The organism is Nitratireductor sp. StC3 (genome assembly GCF_003015025.1).
Classification (GTDB): domain Bacteria; phylum Pseudomonadota; class Alphaproteobacteria; order Rhizobiales; family Rhizobiaceae; genus Mangrovimarina; species Mangrovimarina alexandrii.
Window position 1 is genome coordinate 166,779 of sequence record NZ_PYBP01000002.1, and the last position, 20,752, is coordinate 187,530.

A 20,752-nucleotide genomic window follows, 5' to 3' on the forward strand; every position below is an offset into this window, starting at 1 on the left:
GCGTCGCCATCGTGGCCAACACATGGCAGCGATCAGCCCTTGATCGCTTCGAGCAGTGTCTGGCCCAGCCGCGCCGGCGACGGCGACACCTTGATGCCGGCTGCCTCCATCGCCGCGATCTTGTCTTCCGCGCCGCCCTTGCCGCCGGAGATCACCGCGCCGGCATGGCCCATGGTGCGTCCGGGAGGCGCCGTGCGCCCGGCGATGAAGCCGGCCATCGGCTTGCTACGGCCCTTCCTGGCCTCGTCTCGGAGGAACTGCGCGGCGTCCTCTTCGGCCGAGCCGCCGATCTCGCCGATCATGATGATGGATTCGGTTTCCGGATCGGCCAGGAACATCTCCAGGACGTCGATGAACTCGGTGCCTTTGACCGGATCGCCGCCAATGCCGACCGCCGTCGTCTGGCCGAGCCCGGCATTGGTGGTCTGGAACACCGCCTCGTAGGTGAGCGTGCCCGAGCGCGAGACGACGCCGACCGAACCCTTCTTGAAGATATTGCCCGGCATGATGCCGATCTTGCATTCGTTCGGCGTCAACACGCCCGGGCAGTTCGGGCCGATCAGACGCGAATTCGACCGGTCGAGCCTGGCCTTGACCTTGACCATGTCCATGACCGGAATGCCTTCGGTGATGCACACGATCAGCGGGATCTCTGCCTCGATCGCCTCGATGATGGCGGCCGCCGCGCCCGCCGGCGGCACATAGACCACCGAGGCGTTGGCGCCGGTCTTCTCCTTGCCCTCGGCGACCGTGGCGAAGATCGGCAATTGCGCGCCGCTTTCGACCGAACCCCAGGTCTCGCCGCCCTTCTTCGGGTGGACGCCGCCGACCATCTTGGTGCCGTGATAGGCCAGCGCCTGCTCGGTGTGGAAGGTGCCGGTCTTGCCGGTCAGACCCTGGACGAGAACTTTGGTGTCTTTGTTGACGAGAATGGACATGCGAACGGTAACTCCAGAGCCTGTCAGGGTTCGAATGGGAAAGCCGCGCCGGCGCGTGCGGCCGGCAGGGTAATGGGGGCGGAAACGCAGGCAGCGTTGAAACGGATCACTTCCCGTCCTCCCGCGGCTGCGAGGTCGAGAATTTCAGCATTTGGCCGTCGAAGCCGGCCTGCTCGGCATAGGGGCTGCCGGGCGGAATGAAGGTCAGATAGGTGTCGAGGGTGCGCGGCATCGACGGCGGCGGTCCCCACAGATGGGAAACCACGGTCTCGTCGCTGTGCGACTGCGCCGGCTTGCTGCCCAGAATATCGGACACCGCCGCGGCCGCGACGGGCTCCGTCGCCTCGAAATCATAGAGATAGCAGCCGATCGCATCGAGAGGCTCCGACACTGTCAGCGACACGACGAGATGCAGCACGCGCTCTTCGACGTCCCGCGCGAAAGTCTGCGCGCGAAACGACATGCCGGGCATGTCGGTTTTGGCCTCCTCAAGCGCGGCCGCCGACTTCGCCATCAGCGCGCCGAACTCGCTCTGGCCGGCGGGCGTGAAAACCTCCCAGCCCGCCTCCCTGGCCTGAGCGAGCGTGCCCTCGTAGCTCAGGCGCTGCGGCACGCAGCTTTCTTGGAAGGTTGTCGCAAAACGCGTCGACCAGTCCTCGCCCGCCTGAACGCCTGACGGCGCCGACAGCGCCGCCACGAGCACGACAATGGATGCGGCGCGTCGCACGCGACTAACCCTCTTTCACCGCCTCGACGATCTTGCGGGCGGCATCATCGAGATCGTCGGCCGCGATCACGTTGAGGCCGCTCTCATTGATGATTTTCTTGCCGAGTTCGACATTGGTGCCTTCCAGGCGTACGACCAGCGGAACCTTCAGACCGACCTCCTTGACCGCGGCGACCACGCCTTCCGCGATCACGTCGCAGCGCATGATACCGCCGAAAATATTGACCAGAATGCCCTTCACGGCCGGATCGGCGGTGATGATCTTGAAGGCGGCCGTAACCTTTTCCTTCGAGGCGCCGCCGCCGACGTCGAGAAAGTTGGCCGGTTCGGCGCCGTAGAGCTTAATGATGTCCATCGTCGCCATGGCGAGGCCGGCGCCGTTGACCATGCAGCCGATATTGCCGTCGAGGGCGACATAGGCGAGATCGTGCTTGGAGGCCTCGATTTCCTTTTCGTCCTCCTCGGTCTCGTCGCGCAGCTCGACAATGTCGGGATGGCGGTAGAGCGCGTTGGTGTCGAACGACACCTTGGCGTCGAGCACGCGCAGTCTTCCGTTGGTCATGACGATCAGCGGATTGACCTCGAGCAGGCTCATGTCCTTCTCGACGAAAGCCTTGTAGAGGATCGGAAACAGCGTCTCGCCGTCCGTCGCCGCATCGCCCGAAAGCTCCAGCGCCGCATTCAGCCTGGCGATGTCGGCCGCCGTCACGCCGGCCTCGGGGTCGATCGCCACGGTGATGATCTTGTCGGGCGTTTCCTCGGCCACGGCCTCGATGTCCATGCCGCCCTCGGTCGAAACCACAAAGGCGACCCGGCCGACGGTGCGGTCGACCAGGATCGACAGATAGAGCTCGCGGTCGATGTCGGCGCCATCCTCGATATAGAGCCGGTTGACCTGCTTGCCGCCCGGTCCGGTCTGCTTGGTGACCAGCGTGTTGCCGAGCATCTCGCCGACATTGGCAACCACGTCCTCGACCGATTTCGCCAGCCGGACCCCGCCTTTGGCGTCGGCGCCGAGTTCCTTGAACTTGCCCTTGCCGCGGCCGCCGGCGTGGATCTGGCTCTTGACCACGTAGAGCGGCCCGGGAAGCGATTTCACCGCCTTTTCCGCCTCGGCGGCCGACAGGATCGCCACGCCCTCGGCGACCGGCGCGCCGAAGCCTTTCAGGACCTTTTTGGCCTGATATTCATGAATGTTCATTGGCCGCGCTCGCTTATTTCTTCAGGTTCGGGGCGATGGTCATGCAGGCTTCGCACAGGCCGGTGACGGCAGCCACCGACTTGTCGAACATCTTCTGCTCGGCCTTGTTCAGGCTGATCTCGATGACCCGCTCGATGCCGCCCGAGCCGATCACGGTCGGCACGCCGACATAAAGGTCCTTGACCCCGTACTGGCCGGACAGGTGGGCGGCGCAGGGCAGGACGCGCTTCTTGTCCTTGAGATAACTCTCCGCCATCGCCACCGCCGAGGCGGCCGGGGCATAATAGGCCGAGCCGGACTTCAGCAGCCCGACGATCTCCGCGCCGCCGTCCCGCGTGCGCTGGACGATTTCGTCGAGCTTTTCCTTGGAGGTCCAGCCCATCTTGACGAGATCGGGCAGCGGAATGCCGGCCACCGTCGAATAGCGCGTCAGCGGCACCATCGTGTCGCCATGGCCGCCGAGCACGAAAGCGGTGACGTCCTCGATCGAAACCTTGAATTCCTCGGCGAGAAAATAGCGGAACCGCGAGGAATCGAGCACGCCGGCCATGCCGACCACGTGCGTCTTCGGCAGGCCGGAGAATTTCTGCAGCGCCCACACCATCGCGTCGAGCGGATTGGTGATGCAGATCACGAACGCCTTGGGGGCGTATTTCTTGATGCCGGCGCCGACCTGCTCCATCACCTTCAGATTGATGCCGAGCAGATCGTCGCGGCTCATGCCCGGCTTGCGCGGCACGCCGGCGGTGACGATGCACACATCCGCGTCCTTGATCGCGGAATAGTCGTTGGCACCCGAGAAACTGGCATCGAAGCCCTCGACCGGCGAGGATTGCGCGATATCGAGGCCCTTGCCCTGGGGGATGCCTTCGGCAATGTCGAACAGGACGACGTCGCCAAGTTCCTTCAGGCCGATCAGATGGGCGAGCGTTCCGCCAATCATGCCGGAACCGATAAGCGCGATCTTTCTGCGTGCCATTTCGAGAGCTACCCCCGCAATGTGTGGGCTACCATGGCCCAGTCAGGTTGAGATTGAAAGGCATCGGCTGGTGTTCAATGCCGTTAGACGAGGCGAAATTCGGGCGTGGCCTTAGACTCGCCCGCAGAAAAAAACAACCGATTCCTCGAGCATAAATAAATTCAATCGTTTAGAAATAAGCGGAATTACGTAAACGTCAAAATTATTGCGTCGTTTTACATCCACACAATCCCGTGACATGCCAAATGAACGGGCCCGCGGCGCTCAGGCCTGGCCGGCGGCGCTGGCCGGTTCGGCCGCCCCCTCGCCGGGCCAGTCGCGGCTTTGCATTTCGATCAGCCGCGAGGCGGTCCGATCGAATTCGAAGGATTCCGTCGTGCCGGTTCGGCCGCGATAAAGCCCCTGAGGCTGCGCAGCCGCGCTGGCGACGAGACGCAGCCGCTTGTCGTAGAGGGTGTCGACCAGCAGGATGAAGCGTTTGGCCTCGTTGCGGCTGCGGTCGTCGAAAACCGGGATGCCCTCGACGAACAGGGTCTTGAAGCGGGCCGCGATCGCCAGATAGTCGCGCGCGCCGAGCGGGCGGGCGCATAAATCCTCGAAGGTGAAGCGGGCGGCATCGCGCACGCAACGCTCGGCATGGATGGTCCGGCCCTTGACCTTGATGGTCTCGGCCTCCTCGCCCGCCCCGTCGGCATAGTTCGACCACGCCGTCTCGAACGCGGCCCGGCTGTCGGCGTCGAGCGGGGTCAGATAGACCGGCAGACGATTCAGCTTTTCCAGCCGATAATCGGTGTCGCTGTCGAGACTCATGACGTCGGCATGGCGCTCGAGGATGGCGATGAAGGGTTCGAACAGCGGCCGGTTCAGGCCATCGCGATAAAGGTCCCGCGGCGCCACGTTCGAGGTCGCCACAAGCACGACTCCCTCGTCGAACAGGGCCGAAAACAGCCGCGACAGGATCATCGCATCGGCGATGTCGGTGACGGCGAATTCGTCGAAACACAGCACCCAGGCTTCGTTGGCCAGCGCCCGCGCCACCGGCGGAATCGGGTCGTCGCCCTTGACCTCGCCGGTCTTGACGGCGGTGCGGTGGCGTCCGATCCGGTCGTGCACGTCGGCCATGAAATCGTTGAAATGAACCCGTCTTTTGCGGTTGACCGGCGCCAGATCGTAAAACAGATCCATCAGCATGGTCTTGCCGCGGCCGACGGCACCATGAATGTAGAGCCCCTTGACCGGCGCCTTCGGCTCGCGCCGGCGCGCAAAAAGCCAGCCGAGCGCGCTCGACTTGGCGGCAAGCCGCTTGGTCGCCAGGTCCTCGATCAGGCGGTCGAACCGGTCGGCGATCTTTTCCTGCGCGCGATCGCGCGTCACCGCGCCGCGCTCGATCAGGCGGCCATAGGCCTGCCGCACCGAGGCGAAGGGCTTGAGTCCGTCGCGCAAAGACATGGGCCGGCCCCGGTACCGCGATCAGCCAGGAAGACGCAAGGCCGCGCTCACCGCGACAGCGAGATCGGCTGACCGGATGTCATCTGGCCGTCGAAACGCTCGGCGCCGGACGAGTAGAGACGGGCGAGCACGCCGCCGCTGGCGTCATAGAGCGAGAGCTGCTTGCCGGCGACGTTCCAGGATTTCACACCGTCGAGCGGCGGCGGGCAGCGCAGCGGTCCCGCGCGAAAGCCTTGGCCGAACTTGGTCTGCGGCGTCGCGACCCGGCAGGACTGGCCCGACACGGACGCGTTCCAGACGCCGGCCACGCTGCCCACGGTCAACTCGGTCGCGGTCGCCGGCGCTCCCGGCAGTTCGACCGGCGCGTTGGGGTCGAGCGCGGCAACGTCCGTCTCGCCGGTTTCGGTCGCGGTGACGGGCGGTTTTGGAAAGCTCGACGGATCCGTCGGCCCGGTCGGGGCGGGCGGCGGCAACTGCCCTGCCGTCACCGTGCCGGCCGGGGCCGGATTGAGCGGTTCGGGCCGGCCGCCGAGCGAACCGAGCCGGGAACTCTGGCATCCGGCGAGCGCGACCGCGAACAGCGTCAGCACCAGCGGGCCGGAAATCGAAAAACGCATCATAGTCCTCCGTGGGAACTCACGACGGGGCGCACCCCGCAGTCGCGAGTTGAATCGCGACAATCATGGCAATGTTGGGGTTAATTGCACGATGGCATGGTTAAATTTGGGTTTCCGCCGCCGAATCTTCTCGCGATATAGCCCGGCTGGGGACGAATATATAGCCCGAAGGTCCGACGATGTGGCATTCGCGCAGACCGTGCGGCTTGTCGAGCGCGCCCGACAGGACGGTCGATCCCGCGCTGCGGGCGCGGTGCTCGATACGATCGGGATCGACGCCGTAGAGCCGGATTTCCATGCCCACGCCACGCAATTCGGCATCGGCCACGACCCCGGCCATCTCGTGATCGGCATAGGTGTGATCGGCATGCAGCATCAAAACCGACCCGGCGATTTCGATGACCGCGAAATCTTCGTCCGCATAGACCGTGTTGGCGCCGATCACCTCGCGGCAGAACCGTTCCATCGGTTCGATCTCGGGCACCAGAAGGTTTATCCCGATCCCGCGCGGCAGCGACCGGCCGAAATCGTCCGCCGGCATCCACGGCTCCTTGCTGCGTTTCTTCAAGGTCGCCTCCCCTGCGCCGTGCCGGCCCACAACTGCCGCGAGCGCATCGCCAAGCCCATATCCCGTTTGCCGTCAAACGTCGAGCCTGGCACGAGCGGCCGCACGCGGTGCGGGGTCGCGCGTTGGCGCGGCTTGACGATACCGATTGCCGATAGCGTAAGATGGGGCGGAGTATTCGCGGGGGGATTGGACAATGCGCGGTTTACGGGCGATCTTGATACTCATGACAACAGCAGCATTTTGCGGAGCCGTTGCCGCCGGCTCGATTGCCGAAAAAGGCGCTGAGGCCGAAAACCAGGTCGCCGCCGGCGATCCGGCCGCCGCGATCGAAACCCTCGACGCCGCCATCGCCGAGATCTGGGACGCCATGCCGCTGACGATCCGCAAGGCGGTGCCCGTCGACAGCGCCACCGGCTACGGTGTCTACGCCCAGCGCGACAATACGCTCTACAAGAGCGGCGAGAAGGTTCTCGTTTATGTCGAACCGATCGGCTTCGCCTACGGGCGCGGCCCGCTCGGCGACCGGCTGATCTCGCTCGGCGTCGATCTCGCCATCCTCGATGCCAACGGCGACAAGGTCTTCGGCAAGGAAGACCTGATGCGGCTCGAACTGCCGGTGCGCTACCGCAACCGCGAGTTCTACCTCACGCTCAACATCAATCTGGAAACCCCGCCACCCGGCAAATATACCGGCCGGTTCCTGCTCAAGGACAACCACTCCGACAAGACCGCCGAATTCGAGATCCCCTTCGAGGTCGCGGGCTGATCCGCGGTGATTTCGGTTCCGTGACGGGAACGCGACGCGGTCTGCCGCGTTTTCTCTGGTGTTGCCTTCGGGGTCGATCCCGCGGGCCAAGCCGGAGAAGACCAAATGCTCAAATGGATTGTCATCCTTCTCGTCGTCGCGGCCGTCGCGGGCCTGCTCGGCATGAACTCGCTCGCCGGCGCCGCCATGACCGGCGCGAAGGTGCTGATCGCGATCGTGCTGATCCTGTTCCTGCTGGTGCTGTTCGGTCTGGTGGCGATCGCCTGACGCGTCCATCGCTTCCCTGCCGGCCGCGCGTCTGGTAATTGCGGCCCCGTTCCGCCATATAGGGGCCGGATCGACAGGCATGACCGGCATGGACGAACGCCCACCCTTTGCGAAGATGAACGGGCTCGGCAACGAGATCATCGTGGCCGACATGCGCGGGCGCGCCGATCGGGTCGCCCCGGCCGCCGCACGCGCTCTGGCCGCCGATCCGGCGACCCGCTTCGACCAGATCATGGCGGTCCACGACGCAAAAACGCCGGGCACGGCGAATTTTGTCGAGATCCTCAATGCCGACGGCTCGTCGGCCCAGGCCTGCGGCAACGGCATGCGCTGCGTGGTCCAGGCGCTGGCGGCCGAAACCGGCATACGCCGCTTCACCTTCGAGACCGTCGCCGGCATCCTCAATGCCGAAGAGCACCCCGACGGGTCGATTTCCGTCGACATGGGCCGACCGCGCTTCGACTGGCGGGAAATTCCGCTCGCCGAAGAGTTCCGCGACACGCGTATGATCGAGTTGCAGATCGGCCCGATCGACGCACCCGTGCTGCATTCGCCCTCCGTGGCCTCGATGGGCAATCCGCACGCGATCTTCTGGGTCGACGAGGATGTGTGGCGCTACGACCTCGAACGGTTCGGGCCGCTCCTGGAAAACCACCCAATCTTCCCCGAGCGCGCCAACATCACCATCGCGAGAGTGACCGCGCCCGACGCCATCACGATCCGCACCTGGGAGCGTGGCGCCGGCCTGACGCGCGCCTGCGGTTCGGCCGCCTGCGCGACCGCGGTCTCGGCCGCCCGCACGCGCCGGACCGGCCGCTTCGTCACGGTGACGGTTCCGGGCGGGCCGCTGGCGATCGAATGGCGCGACGACGACCACGTCATCATGACCGGCCCGGCCGAATGGGAATTTTCCGGCCGGTTCGACCCCGCGACCGGGGCCTGGAGCCGCGACGTGGAGGACGTGATCTGATGGCGGTCGACATCGTCACGTTCGGATGCCGCCTCAACACCTATGAATCGGAGGTCATGCGCCGCGAGGCCGACACCGCCGGCCTCGGCGCGCTCGAGGGCGGCGCGGTCGTCTTCAACACCTGCGCCGTCACCGGCGAGGCGGTGCGCCAGGCCCGGCAGGCGATCCGCAAGGCCCGGCGCGAGAACCCGCGGGCGCGCATTGTCGTTACCGGCTGCGCCGCCCAGACCGACCCCGACGCGTTCGCGGCGATGGACGAGGTCGACCTGGTGCTCGGCAACGAGGAAAAGTTGCACAGCCACAGCTACCGCGCCCTGCCCGATTTCGGCGTCAACGACACCGAGAAGCTGCGCGTCAACGACATCATGTCGGTCACCGAGACCGCCGCCCACATGGTCGACGCCATCGACGGCCGCGCCCGCGCCTTCGTCCAGGTGCAGAACGGCTGCGACCACCGCTGCACCTTCTGCATCATCCCCTATGGCCGCGGCAATTCGCGCTCCGTGCCGATGGGCGCCGTCGTCGAACAGGTGAAGCGGCTGGCCGGCAACGGCTATCGCGAAGTCGTCGTCACCGGCGTCGATATCACCAGCTACGGCGCCGACCTGCCGGGCGCGCCCCGGCTTGGCCGGCTGGTGCGCACCGTGCTGAAACAGGTACCCGACCTGGAACGTCTGCGACTGTCCTCGATCGATTCGATCGAGGCCGACGACGATCTGATGGAGGCGCTCGCCACCGAGCCCCGGCTGATGCCGCATTTGCATCTGTCGCTGCAATCGGGCGACGACATGATCCTCAAGCGCATGAAGCGACGCCATTTGCGCGACCATTCGATCCGCTTCTGCCACGAGGTCCGCGCTCTGCGTCCCGACGCCGTCTTCGGCGCCGACCTTATCGCCGGCTTCCCCACCGAGACCGAAGCGATGTTCGACAACTCGCTGAAGATCGTCGCCGAATGCGGCCTGACCCATTTGCACGTCTTCCCCTTCAGTCCGCGCGAGGGTACGCCGGCCGCCCGCATGCCGCAGCTCGACCGCCGCACCGTCAAGGACCGCGCCGCCAGGCTGCGCGCGGCGGGCGAGACCGCCTATCGCGCCCATCTCGATTCACTCGTGGGCTCCACGCAGAAGCTTTTGATCGAACGCGACGGGATCGGTCGCACGGAAGGCTTCGCCCTCGCCGCGATCGCCGCCGGCGCGCCGGGCGCGATCGTCCCGGCGCGCATCACCGGCCACGACGGCGCTCTGCTGAAGGCCCAATTCCTGGCCGAGGCGGCCTGACGGACGAAAGCATGGCATTCGGATTCATCAAGAAGGTCTTTTCCTTCGGCCGCAAGAAGGTCGAGGACCGCGACGAGGACGGTGCGCCGCTGCCCGAGACGGCGCCGCCGGACGATGCGGCAATTGCGGCCCAAGACGCCGCGGTCACGCCGGCCGGGACGACCGAAAGCCGAGCGCCGGCAGCCCCCGAACCCACGCATGAAGAGCCAGTCCGGCCCGAGCCGGCCGACGAAGCAGGAACCGCGCACCGCCGGGACGATGGGCCGGAGGCCCGACCGTCGGACATCGAGAGAATCACGGCCAGGACGTCGGATCAGGACGGCGAAAAACCCGATGCTCCCTCATCGGCACCGGAACACCCGCACGCCAAGCCGGCCGCCCCGCGCGCGCCGCAGACCCCGGAAGTCGAACTCGCCGAAGAGACCGTTGAAGCGGAGCCGCTGCCCCCCACGACCGCCGACGACACGAGCGATACGCGGGAGACGACCGCACCCTCGCAAAGCGACGGCTCCGAACCGATTGCCCCGCAACCGGCGACCACCGCGCCAGCAAGGCCCACGGCCTCGACCAAGCAGGCTGACCGGCCCGTCTCGACCGAAAAGCCGCAAGACGACCCCTTCGCTCCCCGACCGGCCGAGCGGCTGGCCGGCGACCAGCCCGTCACGCCATCCGAGCCGGAGCCTGCGGCGGCCGCCCCGGAGGCGACGACGCCACCGGAACCGGTTACGCCCGACATCGCGCCTGACGCGTCGCCCGGCCAGCCCGAGCCGACGCAAACCGAGCCGGATGCCGATCAACCGGCCGCGCCGCAATCCCCGCCGAGCCCCAAACCTGCCGCGCCGGCTGGCAAGGTCACGGTAGCGAAATCTGTCGAGGCCAAGCGCGCGGACGAACCGGCGGCGCCCGAGGCGACGGCGCGGCAGAGCTGGTTCCAGCGTCTGCGCCAGGGGCTGGCGCGATCCTCGCGCGAACTCACCGGCAACATCGCCGGCGTCTTCACCAAGCGCAAGCTCGACGAGGACGCGCTGCAGGATCTCGAGGACGTGCTGATCCAGGCCGATCTCGGCATGGAAACGGCGATCCGCATTACCGATACGCTGGCTTCGGGCCGGTACGGACGCGACATTTCGGAGGAGGAGGTGCGCGCGGTGATGGCGAGCGAGATCGAAAGTGTGCTCGCCCCGGTGGCGCTGCCGCTCGAACTCGACCTGTCGCACAAGCCGCATGTGGTGCTGGTCGTCGGGGTCAACGGCACCGGCAAGACGACCACGATCGGCAAGCTCGCCGCCAAGCTGACCGCCGGCGGGCTCGACGTGATGCTGGCGGCCGGCGACACGTTCCGCGCCGCCGCGATCGAGCAGCTCAAGATCTGGGGCGAGCGCACCCATTCGCCGGTCGTCGCCTCCAGGCTTGGCGCCGACGCGGCCGGGCTGGCTTACGAGGCCTTCGAGAAGGCCAAGGAGGCCGGCTCCGACGTGCTGATCATCGACACGGCTGGCCGGTTGCAGAACAAGGCCGAGCTGATGGCCGAGCTGGAAAAGATCGTGCGCGTGCTCGGCAAGCTCGATCCCGACGCCCCGCATACCGTGCTTCAGACCGTCGACGCGACCACCGGCCAGAACGCGCTCAACCAGGTCGAGATCTTTCGCAATATCGCCGGGGTCAACGGTCTGGTGATGACCAAGCTCGACGGCACGGCACGCGGCGGTATCCTGGTCGGCATCGCGGCAAAGCACAAATTGCCGGTCTATTTCATCGGCGTCGGCGAACAGGTCGACGACCTCGAACCCTTCTCGGCCGGTGATTTCGCCAAGGCGATCGCGGGCGTGGCGTGAGCGACATGAACCAGCAAATCTTCGAACGCGAACCCGACGATCCCAAGCGCAAGCCGATGAACCCGCTTTTGAAGCTGCTGCTGGAACTGGGTCCGCTGGTGGTGTTTTTCTTCGCCAATGCACGCGGCGAATGGCTGGCCGAGCTCTTTCCGGCCCTGGTCGCGTTCGGCGGACCGATCTTCATCGCCACCGGGCTTTTCATGGTGGCCACGGCATTGTCTCTGGGCGTGTCCTGGCTTCTGGTGCGCACGCTGCCGATCATGCCGCTGATCTCGGGCGTGATCGTGTTCGTGTTCGGCGCGTTGACGCTGTGGCTGCAGGACGAAACCTTCATCAAGATGAAGCCGACCATCGTCAATTCGCTGTTCGCCGCCGTCCTGCTCGGCGGTTTGCTGTTCGGTCGTTCCCTGCTCGGTTATGTCTTCGATCAGGCCTTCAAGCTCGATGCGGAGGGCTGGCGCAAGCTCACCTTCCGCTGGGGCCTGTTTTTCGTCTTCCTGGCCCTTGTCAACGAGATCGTCTGGCGGTCCTTTTCCACCGACATATGGGTGGCCTTCAAGGTCTGGGGCATCATGCCGATCACGCTGGTCTTCACATTCAGCCAGATGCCGCTGATCATGCGCCACTCGCTCGACGACCAGTTCCGCAAGGAGTAGGCGATGCGTTTCATCGAAAGCCGCGAAGAACTGCGCGACCACTACAAGGCGCCGGGCGAGCGAGCGGTCCGCAAGGAGCTGGGCGCGCTCGACAAGCATTGCCGCGCCTTCATAGAAAAAAGCCCGTTCGTGCTGATCGGCTCGTCCGACGGGGCAGGCAACGGCGACGTCACGCCCAAGGGCGACCGGCCGGGTTTCGTCGCCGTCCTCGACGACACCACACTTGCCATTCCCGACCGCCCCGGCAACAACCGGCTCGACACGCTGGAAAACGTGATCGCCAACCCCGCCGTCGGCCTGCTGTTTTTGATTCCCGGCATGAACGAGACGTTGCGGGTCAACGGCAGCGCGCGTGTCACCGCCGACGAGGCGCTTCGAGAGCGGCTAGCCGTCGACGGCAAGAAGCCGGCCACGGCGATGATCGTATCGGTCAGGGCCTGTTACATGCATTGCGCCAAGGCGTTCTTGCGCTCCGCGCTATGGGACCCGCAATCCTGGCCCGCACGCAGCGCCATGCCGACGCTCGGCCAGATCCTGACGGATCAGCTCGCCATGGCCACGCCGGCCGACCATACCGACCGGGCCCTGGAGGAGGGTTACCGCAAGTCGATGTGGTAAGCTGCGGCCGGCGCGTTCACAGCCATTCGATCCAGCGGCCATGATAATCGCAATGGGCGAGATGGCGCGTCTCGCCGCCCGGCCAGACCGTCAGGCTCAGCGTCGCGTGCGGATCGCTGGTCTCGATCGGCTCCATCGCCACCCGGGCGATCGGTGTGTCGGGCCCGGCTTCGGCGCCCGCCGCCGCCAGCGCGGCCTCGATCGTCGTCTTGGTCGCGACCGGCAGATATTGCCACATGATGGTGTGAAACAGCATCAGCGCCGTTCCCGGTTCCCGCGCTGCGAGCTGGCGCCGCACGAAATCGGCCGCGTCGACCCGCTCCATCGAAAACGGCGTTGTTTCGGCAAGACCGATCGCCGCATCGAGGCGTTGCAGCCGCGCCTGCTGGTCGGGCCATAAATACGAGCGCAGCCGCAGCCTTTGCAGCGGATCGCGCCAGTCGATCGGGCGGATGTCATTGCCGGTGCGCGCCACGATCTCGAGCGCCGCATCGAGCCGCGGCACCTCGCCGCGCACCTCCGGCACGAGCCTCACGGGCGACGTCGGCTCGCCCCAGCGCGCGGCGCCGTAGTCGTAGTGGAATCGGTCGAACAGCAGATTGAGCCCGGCACTGGCGCCGATCTCGATCAGGGCGACCGGGCGGTCGAGTTCCCGCGCTGCAGCCAGAAGACCCGGGAGGATCATGCCGGCGCGCGCGATCTCGTTGGTCTGCGGAGCGGTATCGAGCGCACGCACCAGCGCCTCGTCATTGCGCCGGATCGCGGCGTCGAGCTCGGCGCGGAATGTCGACTCGGCCACCTGCGCCGGCGGGTACAGCCCCGCCAGCACGTCGTCCTCGCCTGCCAGAACCAGTGCGTGCAGCCCGCCGCACAGCCTGAGCGCGAGCGCGTCCGCGCGCGGATCGCCATCCCATTCCAGAACCGCCAGACCGGTCACGCTGGAGCGATCGAGGATTGCGGCCAGGGCCCGGCACAGCCGCGCGGTAAACGGCGAGCCGAGCGCAGAGCATCCCGCCGCCTGGCGTTCGAAAGCGGCTCGGATATCGTTGTTTGTCATTGTCCGCTCCCCCGCTCCGGGCCCGATAAAAGTCACGCGTCGCCGGGATTGGAAAACGGCGCGCCGCCGGCGCCGTCCTGCACCTGCCGTTCGTGCGCCAGCATCCAGTGCACGCTCGGAAACGCAATGTCGTCCCAGGGAATCTCGTCCCAGGAGAAAAGCCCGACCTCCAGGCTCTCCTCGCCGGCCGAAAAGCCCGGCCGGGCAAGACGTGCCCGGTAGATGAGCTGCACCTGCGACAGCCTCGGCACGGAATAGATCGCCAGCAGGCTCTCGATCGAAAGCCGGGCATTGGCTTCTTCCAGCGCCTCGCGGCGCGCACCGTCCTCGGGCGTCTCGTGCAGTTCCAGGAAGCCGGCCGGCACGGTCCAGAAACCGCGGCGCGGCTCGATCGCCCTTCGGCACAACAACAGCTTGCCGTCGTGGCGGACCACCGAGCCGACGACGATCTTCGGGTTTTCGTAATTGACGAAGCCGCAAGTCTCGCAAACGGCGCGCTCATGCGTGTCACCGTCGGGTACGGTGCGGGTGAAAACGGGCGACAGCGGATAGGTCATGCCGACAGGCTAAAACCTTTCCAGTCCGGATTGAAGCAAATCCGTTCCGTCCTCCCAGGCAAAGCGCGATGCGAACGCTCTTGAAGCGCACACGCCTTGCGTGCCGACACCCTGACGTTAAACTGCCCCCGAACCGGCCGCGACGGCCGGGACGCTGCCCCCAGGAGCTCCAGATGTCGAAAATGCTGTCAACGTTCGCGGCGCTTGCCGCCCTCGTCTTCGTCCCGCTTGCCGCCCAGGCGCAGGACGTGCCCGATCTCGGCGGCCGCACGGTCGTGGTGGTGACGGAAAATGCCTACCCGCCGCTGCAATTCATCGATCCAAAGACCGGCGAGCAGATCGGCTGGGAATATGACGCCATGGCCGAGATGGCCAAGCGGCTGAATGTTTCGGTCGAGTATCAGAACACGAGCTGGGACGCGATGATCCAGGCCGTGTCCGACAGCCAGTACGATCTCGGCATGACCGGCATCACGATCCGCGACGACCGCAAGGAGAAGGTCGATTTCTCTGCCCCCTACATGCATTCGGAAATGCGCATGTTGGTGCGTGCCGACGAGGAGCGGTTCGCCGACGAGAAGGAATTCGCGGCCAAGGACGACCTCTTGATCGCCGCCCAGCCAGGCACCACGCCGTTTTACGTCTCCGTCTACGACGTTCTCGACGGCGACGAGGCCAATCCGCGCATCAAGCTGTTCGAGACGTTCGGCGCGACCGTGCAGGCGCTGCGCGCCGGCGATGTCGACCTCGTGCTCACCGACGGCGTCGCCGCCAACGGCTATGTTGCCGCGTCGGACGGCAAGCTGAAGGTGATCGGCGGCCCGCTCGGCTCGGAGGATTTCGGCTTCATCTTCCCCAAAGGGTCCGATCTGGTCGAGCCGTTCAACGCCGCGATCGCGGCGATGAAGGCCGACGGCACGATCGACGCGCTCAACAAGAAATGGTTCCTCGACTACAAGCTGGGACAGTAATGTCCAGCCACGGCCGCCGCCAGGGCGGCCGTGGCCGCTTGCCCGAAAGCACCAGAGCCCGATGAACCATCCCTCCGCTTCGCCCACCAGGGAGTTTCCCTGGTGGCTGGTCGCCGCCGCCGCGATCGCCGCGACGATCGCCGTCCTCATCGCCGCCAGCGACCTCTACTCCCAGGTCTTTGCCACCGTGTCGAAGGGCGTCGCGATCACCGTTTTCGTAACCGGTGTCGCCTTCGCGCTCGCCTCGCTGATCGGGCTCGGCACGGCGCTGATGGCGCTGTCCGGCTCCGTGGTTTTGCGCCAGATCGCCCGCTTCTATGTCGAGATCATTCGCGGCGTGCCGGTGCTGGTGCTCTTGTTCTGGATCGCCTTCGCCGGCGTGCCCGCCTTCGTGGGGTTGTGGAACCTGGCGACCGCGCCGCTGCAGGATGCGGGCATGCTGGAACCGCTTCTGGTGCGCGACGTCTCGCTGTTGTGGCGCGCCATCATCGCGCTCACCATCGGCTATTCCGCCTTCATCTCGGAAGTGTTCCGCGCCGGTATCCAGTCCGTCGACGGTGGCCAGATCGAGGCGGCCAAGGCGCTGGGCCTGTCGCGCTTCCAGCGCTTTCGGCTGATCATCCTGCCGCAGGCGATCCGCATCATCCTGCCGCCGCTCGGCAACGATTTCGTCGCCATGGTCAAGGATTCCTCGCTGGTCTCGGTGCTCGGCGTCGCCGACATCACCCAGATGGGCAAGATCTACGCCTCCGGCTCGTTCCGCTTTTTCGAGACCTATTCGATCGTCGCCTATATCTATCTGATCCTAACCGTCAGCCTGTCACTGGCGCTGCGCGCACTGGAAAAACGCCTGCGCCAAGGCGAGACGCAGCGATCGCGCTGACGCGCACCACACGACGGCATCGGTCAAAGACCGGTTTCGATCGCCCTGGACGCGCCACGCCGCCGACGAGGCACGCCTGGCATCGAGTCGCGCATGACGCTACCATAGTGTCATGTCCGAACGTTCCGCCTCCGCCCCGCGCCCGCTCGACCAGGTCTATGCGGCCACGACCGAAACCGAACTCGCCGACGCCTACGCGGCCTGGGCGGCCGGCTACGATCGCGAGACGGCCGAGCTCGGCTATTGCCTGCCCTTCCTGATCACCAGCTGGCTTGCTCGCCACGTTCCGGCCGGCGAAGGGCCGATCCTCGACGCCGGCTGCGGCACCGGTCTGTCCGGCCCGTTTTTGAAGGCGCTCGGCTACGATCGACTGGAGGGCCTCGACCTGTCCGACGAGATGCTGGCGATCGCCAGGTCGCGGCAGGTCTACGGCACGCTGAAAAAGGCCGCGCTCGGCGAGGCCCTACCGTGGCCGGACGGCCATTTCCGCGCGGTGATCGCCGCCGGCGTCTTCACCGCCGGTCACGCGCCGGCAAGCGGGCTGGACGAGATGGCCCGCATCACGAAGTCCGGCGGGCATATTATGTTCACCGTGCGCGACAGGCTGATCGCCGAGGCCGGTTTCCAGGAGCGCTTCGACCGGCTCGAACAGGCCGGCATCTGGCATCCGGTCGAGGAGAGCCCGCCCTTCCGCGCCTTCGCGGTGGCCGAGCCGGACGTATTCGTCAAGACCTTCGTCTTCCAGTGCGCCTGAGCCCGGCGTGCGCGCCGGCAACCTTTCCACGGGCCACGCGTTTCCCGCACGAGGCACGCCATGGAACCCTTCTTTTCCGATTTCGGCCGCGCGAGCTGGCTGCCCTTCGAGGTGATCGCCGCCCGGCTGCTGCTGGCCGCTGTGCTCGGCGGCATCGTCGGCTTCGAGCGCGAATGGCGCGAGCGGCAAGCCGGTTTGCGCACCCACATCCTGGTCTGCCTGTCAGCGGCGACCATCGCCATCCTCACCATCGAGATCACCCACCTGCCCGCCTTCGAGGACGACGCCATCCGCATCGACCCCATCAGGCTGGTTGAGGCCGTCACGGCCGGCGTCGCCTTCCTCGCCGCCGGGCTGATCGTGTTCGCCCGCGGCGAGGTCCATGGCCTGACGACGGGCGCCGGCATGTGGCTGGCCGGCGCCGTCGGCCTCGCCTGCGGCCTCGGCTTCTGGCAGATCGCGCTTGTCGCGACCTTGCTCGCCGTCATCGTCCTGGCCGCGCTGCGGCTTGTGGAGCGGCGCGCGAAAACCGACACCGGCGGCGGCGAATGACCGGCGGCCTGCCTCCCCGCTGCGCCGACTGCCACCTCACTCCTTGCGCATGATGACGCCCGGCTGCGAGAGGTCGCCGGATGCGACGTCGTAGACCCCGGTCACACACAGAAGCGGCGCCTCGCCGCTCTCGTTGACGGTCAATTCGGACGTCACCGCGTCGAACGAGACAGCTTCGCCCTCGACGACCGGCACGGTGATCTCCACCCGCTTGCCATCGAGCCGCGGCGACATGCCTGGACTGTCGAGAGCGAGCGGCAACATCGGCGCGGTTGCCGGCAACACGTCGACGCCGGGCGAGACGTCGCGCACCTTCAGCCCCGCGCCGCAGGCCTTGTCCTCGGCGAGCACCACCCAATGCGAATGCCAGTCCGCGCCGTCGTTTGCGGGATCGCCGTCGCCATTTTCGTCAAACAAAGGCGTGTCGTCGAAATCGGGATGCGCGGTGACGGCAAGAGCAAGAAGACCTGACCCGGCCGCGAAACCGACAAGGGCGGGGTCGAGGCCGGTCGGCCACACATAGGCGGCAACCTTGGCGCCCTTCAATTGTCCGATCGCCTCGGGTTTTTGCGACCCCGCCTCGCCGGCGAGTTCCATCATGAAGGTCGCCAGCCGGCCGTCGGTGGTGGCCGACGACACAACGATGTCGAAAGCGGGTGGCACCGCGTTGTCGACCGGGCTTTTGATGTCATGCGCAAGGGCTGGCAGGGCCGTGCCAGCCGCAAGCAGGGCCGCGCAAACGAACTTGGTCATCTGATCCTCCTAATTAGTATCGTAACGATACCAATAAATCGCTAGCACGGCTTTGGCCGGCTTGCAATAGTGGTTTCGTTACGATACCATTTAACGATGACAGAACCGCATCGCGCCCTGGAACTGATGGAACGGCTCGTCCGGCTGGTCGGCCAGACCGGCCATGCGCACGGCATGAAACCGGCGCAATGGGATGGCCTGCGTTATCTCGCCAGGGCCAACCGTTTCTCGCGCACGCCGGGCGCGCTGACCGCCTATCTCGGCGCGACCAAGGGCACGGTCTCGCAGACCGTGATCGCGCTCGAGCGTGCCGGCCTGGTTGAAAAATCGCCGCATCCCGGCGATCGGCGTTCGGTGCGGCTGGAGCTGACACCGGCCGGCCGCGCCATGCTGAAGGACGACCGGATCGAGGCCGTGCGCCGCGCGCTCGCCCGTCTGACGCCCGCGCGCGCGGCGGCGCTCGAGGACGGCCTCCAGGCTCTGCTTTCCGGCCTGATCGTCGAAGGCGGCGGGCGCCCCTTCGGGCTTTGTCGCGCCTGTCGCCATTTCGGCAAGGACGCGCACGGACCCGGTCGCCATCTGTGCCGCTTGCTCGGCGAACCCCTGACGGATGCCGAATCCGACCAGATTTGCGTCGAACAGGAAGCGGCCTGATACCGGAGCCCGGCGCAGGTTAAACGCCGCCGCGCCAAGCCCCGATGTTGCGCCGCAGCACGCCACGGTCTAGGAAAGGGCATTCATTCGGACCCGGTGCAATCCCGGGTGGCTCTTCCGGCCGCCGATCCGCCGGACAACTTGCATCCATGCCGTCTTTCTTTGCGGTCCTGCCCCGTTGGGCCGCGGTTTGGTTTTGACTTCCTGGACCCCGATGCCATCACTTTATGCCTATCGCGCGCAATGGTTTTCCAACATCCGCGCCGACCTTCTCGCCGGTCTCGTCGTTGCGCTGGCGTTGATCCCCGAAGCCATCGCCTTCTCCATCATCGCCGGCGTCGATCCCAAAATCGGCCTCTACGCCTCGTTCTCGATCGCGGTTCTGATCGCGTTCGTTGGCGGTCGGCCGGGCATGATATCGGCCGCGACCGCCGCGACCGCTGTGTTGATGGTCACGCTGGTGCGCGACCACGGCCTGCAATATCTGCTCGCCGCGACAGTGCTTGCCGGACTGCTGCAGATCGGCGCCGGACTGTTGAAGCTCGGCCAGGTCATGCGCTTCGTCTCGCGCTCGGTGATGACCGGCTTCGTCAACGCGCTCGCCATTTTGATCTTCATGGCCCAGCTCCCCGAACTGATCGGGGTTCCCTGGCTGACCTATGTGATGGTCGCCGCCGGTCTCGCCATCATCTACCTGTTTCCCTATCTCACCAGGGCCGTGCCCTCGCCGTTGGTCTGCATCGTCGTCCTGACGACGATCGCGATCGTCTTCGGCCTCGACGTACGCACGGTCGGCGACATGGGCGAACTGCCGTCGACCCTGCCGGTCTTCCTGATTCCCGACATCCCGCTCACTCTCGAGACGCTGTTGATCATCCTGCCCTATTCGGCCGCGGTCGCGGTGGTCGGGCTTCTGGAATCGCTGATGACGGCGCAGATCGTCGACGATCTGACCGACACCACCTCGAATCGCGACCAGGAATGCATCGGCCAGGGCATCGCCAACACCGCCACCGGCTTCATCGGCGGCATGGCCGGCTGCGCCATGATCGGCCAGTCGATCATCAACGTGAAGTCGGGTGGACGCGGCAGGCTGTCCACCTTCGCCGCCGGCGTGTTGTTGCTGTTCATGATCCTGGTGCTTGGCGACCTCGTCAGCCGGATCCCGATGCCGGCGCTGGTCGCGATCATGATCATGGTGTCGATCGGCACGTTCTCGTGGTCGTCGGTGAAGAACCTCAGGGACCATCCGCGCTCGTCCTCGATCGTCATGCTGGCGACGGTGATCTGCGTGGTGTTCACCCACAATCTCGCGATCGGCGTGCTGGTCGGCGTGCTGTTGTCGGGCATCTTCTTTGCCTGGAAGATCGCCCAGCTCTTCCGCGTATCCTCGACCTTGAGCACGGACGGCCGCCACCGCACCTATGTGGTGGAAGGCCAGCTCTTCTTCGCCTCGGCCGAGGATTTCATGGCCGCCTTCGACTTCAAGGAAACGCTGGAAAAGGTAACGATCGACGTATCGCGCGCCCATATCTGGGACATTTCCAGCGTCGGCGCCCTCGACATGGCCGTGCTGAAATTCCGCCGCGACGGCGCCGATGTCGAGATCGTCGGCATGAACGAGGCCAGCGAGACGCTGGTCGACCGCCTCGCCGTCCACGACAAGCCGGGCGGGCTTGACAAACTCATGGCGCATTAGC

General features: G+C 66.1%; 23 protein-coding genes and 1 other annotated feature. Of the genes, 13 read left to right on the forward strand and 10 right to left on the reverse strand.

Features of this window, described 5'->3' with window-relative positions; all coding sequences use genetic code 11:
* Positions 1-32 precede the first annotated feature (32 nt).
* From sucD to C7T96_RS05275, 7 genes are all read right to left on the reverse strand, one after another.
* Complete coding sequence (gene sucD, locus C7T96_RS05245; protein ID WP_106570137.1) at positions 33-938, reverse strand: succinate--CoA ligase subunit alpha; 906 nt, start codon at positions 936-938, stop codon at positions 33-35.
* A 106-nt stretch (positions 939-1,044) separates the two neighbouring features.
* The gene (locus C7T96_RS05250) at positions 1,045-1,665 is read right to left on the reverse strand and encodes a hypothetical protein (protein WP_106570138.1); all 621 of its coding nucleotides are present in this window, start codon (positions 1,663-1,665) and stop codon (positions 1,045-1,047) included.
* A 4-nt stretch (positions 1,666-1,669) separates the two neighbouring features.
* Positions 1,670-2,866 (reverse strand): ADP-forming succinate--CoA ligase subunit beta, encoded by a 1,197-nt coding sequence (gene sucC, locus C7T96_RS05255; RefSeq protein WP_106570139.1) that lies wholly within the window; start codon positions 2,864-2,866, stop codon positions 1,670-1,672.
* A 13-nt stretch (positions 2,867-2,879) separates the two neighbouring features.
* A complete protein-coding gene (gene mdh, locus C7T96_RS05260; protein WP_106570140.1) occupies positions 2,880-3,845 on the reverse strand; it encodes a malate dehydrogenase in 966 nt (321 codons plus the stop codon).
* Positions 3,846-4,109: 264 nt separating this feature from the next.
* Positions 4,110-5,294, reverse strand: coding sequence for a cell division protein ZapE (gene zapE, locus C7T96_RS05265; protein ID WP_106570141.1), 1,185 nt, complete (start codon positions 5,292-5,294; stop codon positions 4,110-4,112).
* A 47-nt stretch (positions 5,295-5,341) separates the two neighbouring features.
* A complete protein-coding gene (locus C7T96_RS05270) occupies positions 5,342-5,911 on the reverse strand; it encodes an AprI/Inh family metalloprotease inhibitor (protein ID WP_106570501.1) in 570 nt (189 codons plus the stop codon).
* A gap of 100 nt (positions 5,912-6,011) precedes the next feature.
* Positions 6,012-6,479, reverse strand: a complete 468-nt coding sequence (locus C7T96_RS05275) for a hypothetical protein (protein WP_238719779.1) — start codon at positions 6,477-6,479, stop codon at positions 6,012-6,014.
* A 223-nt stretch (positions 6,480-6,702) separates the two neighbouring features.
* On the opposite strand from C7T96_RS05275, the gene C7T96_RS05280 reads away from it, so the two are divergent.
* From C7T96_RS05280 to C7T96_RS05310, 7 genes are all read left to right on the forward strand, one after another.
* Positions 6,703-7,245: a hypothetical protein gene (locus C7T96_RS05280; RefSeq protein ID WP_106570142.1), complete on the forward strand. Its 543-nt coding sequence runs from the start codon at positions 6,703-6,705 to the stop codon at positions 7,243-7,245.
* Positions 7,246-7,350: 105 nt separating this feature from the next.
* Complete coding sequence (locus C7T96_RS05285; protein WP_106570143.1) at positions 7,351-7,512, forward strand: DUF1328 family protein; 162 nt, start codon at positions 7,351-7,353, stop codon at positions 7,510-7,512.
* Positions 7,513-7,600: 88 nt separating this feature from the next.
* On the forward strand, positions 7,601-8,482 hold the full coding sequence (gene dapF, locus C7T96_RS05290) for a diaminopimelate epimerase (RefSeq protein ID WP_106570503.1): 882 nt from the start codon (positions 7,601-7,603) through the stop codon (positions 8,480-8,482).
* Positions 8,482-9,762: a tRNA (N(6)-L-threonylcarbamoyladenosine(37)-C(2))-methylthiotransferase MtaB gene (gene mtaB / locus C7T96_RS05295; RefSeq protein WP_106570144.1), complete on the forward strand. Its 1,281-nt coding sequence runs from the start codon at positions 8,482-8,484 to the stop codon at positions 9,760-9,762. Before dapF ends, mtaB begins: the two co-directional genes overlap by 1 nt.
* A gap of 11 nt (positions 9,763-9,773) precedes the next feature.
* Positions 9,774-11,597: a signal recognition particle-docking protein FtsY gene (gene ftsY, locus C7T96_RS05300; RefSeq protein ID WP_106570145.1), complete on the forward strand. Its 1,824-nt coding sequence runs from the start codon at positions 9,774-9,776 to the stop codon at positions 11,595-11,597.
* A gap of 5 nt (positions 11,598-11,602) precedes the next feature.
* Positions 11,603-12,253, forward strand: coding sequence for a septation protein A (locus C7T96_RS05305; protein WP_106570146.1), 651 nt, complete (start codon positions 11,603-11,605; stop codon positions 12,251-12,253).
* Between the two features lie 3 nt (positions 12,254-12,256).
* Positions 12,257-12,871, forward strand: a complete 615-nt coding sequence (locus tag C7T96_RS05310; protein WP_106570147.1) for a pyridoxamine 5'-phosphate oxidase family protein — start codon at positions 12,257-12,259, stop codon at positions 12,869-12,871.
* A 16-nt stretch (positions 12,872-12,887) separates the two neighbouring features.
* Here C7T96_RS05310 and C7T96_RS05315 read toward each other — a convergent pair whose 3' ends face one another.
* Together C7T96_RS05315 and C7T96_RS05320 are read right to left on the reverse strand one after the other, a co-directional pair.
* Entirely contained in the window at positions 12,888-13,928 is a 1,041-nt protein-coding gene (locus C7T96_RS05315) for a DUF2332 family protein (protein ID WP_106570148.1), read from the reverse strand.
* Positions 13,929-13,960: 32 nt separating this feature from the next.
* The gene (locus tag C7T96_RS05320; RefSeq protein WP_106570149.1) at positions 13,961-14,485 is read right to left on the reverse strand and encodes an NUDIX hydrolase; all 525 of its coding nucleotides are present in this window, start codon (positions 14,483-14,485) and stop codon (positions 13,961-13,963) included.
* Positions 14,486-14,658: 173 nt separating this feature from the next.
* Here C7T96_RS05320 and C7T96_RS05325 point away from each other — a divergent pair, with 173 nt between their 5' ends.
* The 4 genes from C7T96_RS05325 (at position 14,659) to C7T96_RS05340 (ending at position 17,645) form a co-directional block, all read left to right on the forward strand.
* A complete protein-coding gene (locus C7T96_RS05325) occupies positions 14,659-15,456 on the forward strand; it encodes a transporter substrate-binding domain-containing protein (protein ID WP_106570150.1) in 798 nt (265 codons plus the stop codon).
* A 61-nt stretch (positions 15,457-15,517) separates the two neighbouring features.
* Complete coding sequence (locus tag C7T96_RS05330; protein WP_106570151.1) at positions 15,518-16,339, forward strand: amino acid ABC transporter permease; 822 nt, start codon at positions 15,518-15,520, stop codon at positions 16,337-16,339.
* Positions 16,340-16,451: 112 nt separating this feature from the next.
* Positions 16,452-17,093, forward strand: coding sequence for a class I SAM-dependent methyltransferase (locus C7T96_RS05335; RefSeq protein ID WP_106570152.1), 642 nt, complete (start codon positions 16,452-16,454; stop codon positions 17,091-17,093).
* Positions 17,094-17,153: 60 nt separating this feature from the next.
* Positions 17,154-17,645: an MgtC/SapB family protein gene (locus C7T96_RS05340; protein ID WP_106570153.1), complete on the forward strand. Its 492-nt coding sequence runs from the start codon at positions 17,154-17,156 to the stop codon at positions 17,643-17,645.
* Between the two features lie 36 nt (positions 17,646-17,681).
* Here the strand turns inward: C7T96_RS05340 and C7T96_RS05345 are convergent, their stop codons facing one another.
* Positions 17,682-18,398, reverse strand: coding sequence for a hypothetical protein (locus tag C7T96_RS05345; RefSeq protein WP_106570154.1), 717 nt, complete (start codon positions 18,396-18,398; stop codon positions 17,682-17,684).
* 96 nt (positions 18,399-18,494) lie between these two features.
* On the opposite strand from C7T96_RS05345, the gene C7T96_RS05350 reads away from it, so the two are divergent.
* Together C7T96_RS05350 and C7T96_RS05355 are read left to right on the forward strand one after the other, a co-directional pair.
* Positions 18,495-19,052 (forward strand): MarR family transcriptional regulator, encoded by a 558-nt coding sequence (locus C7T96_RS05350; RefSeq protein ID WP_106570155.1) that lies wholly within the window; start codon positions 18,495-18,497, stop codon positions 19,050-19,052.
* A gap of 86 nt (positions 19,053-19,138) precedes the next feature.
* Positions 19,139-19,194 (forward strand) — a sequence feature (sul1 is cis-regulatory element that is thought to sense ions involved in sulfur or methionine metabolism; They are found in Alphaproteobacteria).
* A gap of 72 nt (positions 19,195-19,266) precedes the next feature.
* The gene (locus C7T96_RS05355; protein ID WP_106570156.1) at positions 19,267-20,751 is read left to right on the forward strand and encodes a SulP family inorganic anion transporter; all 1,485 of its coding nucleotides are present in this window, start codon (positions 19,267-19,269) and stop codon (positions 20,749-20,751) included.
* Position 20,752 lies beyond the last annotated feature (1 nt).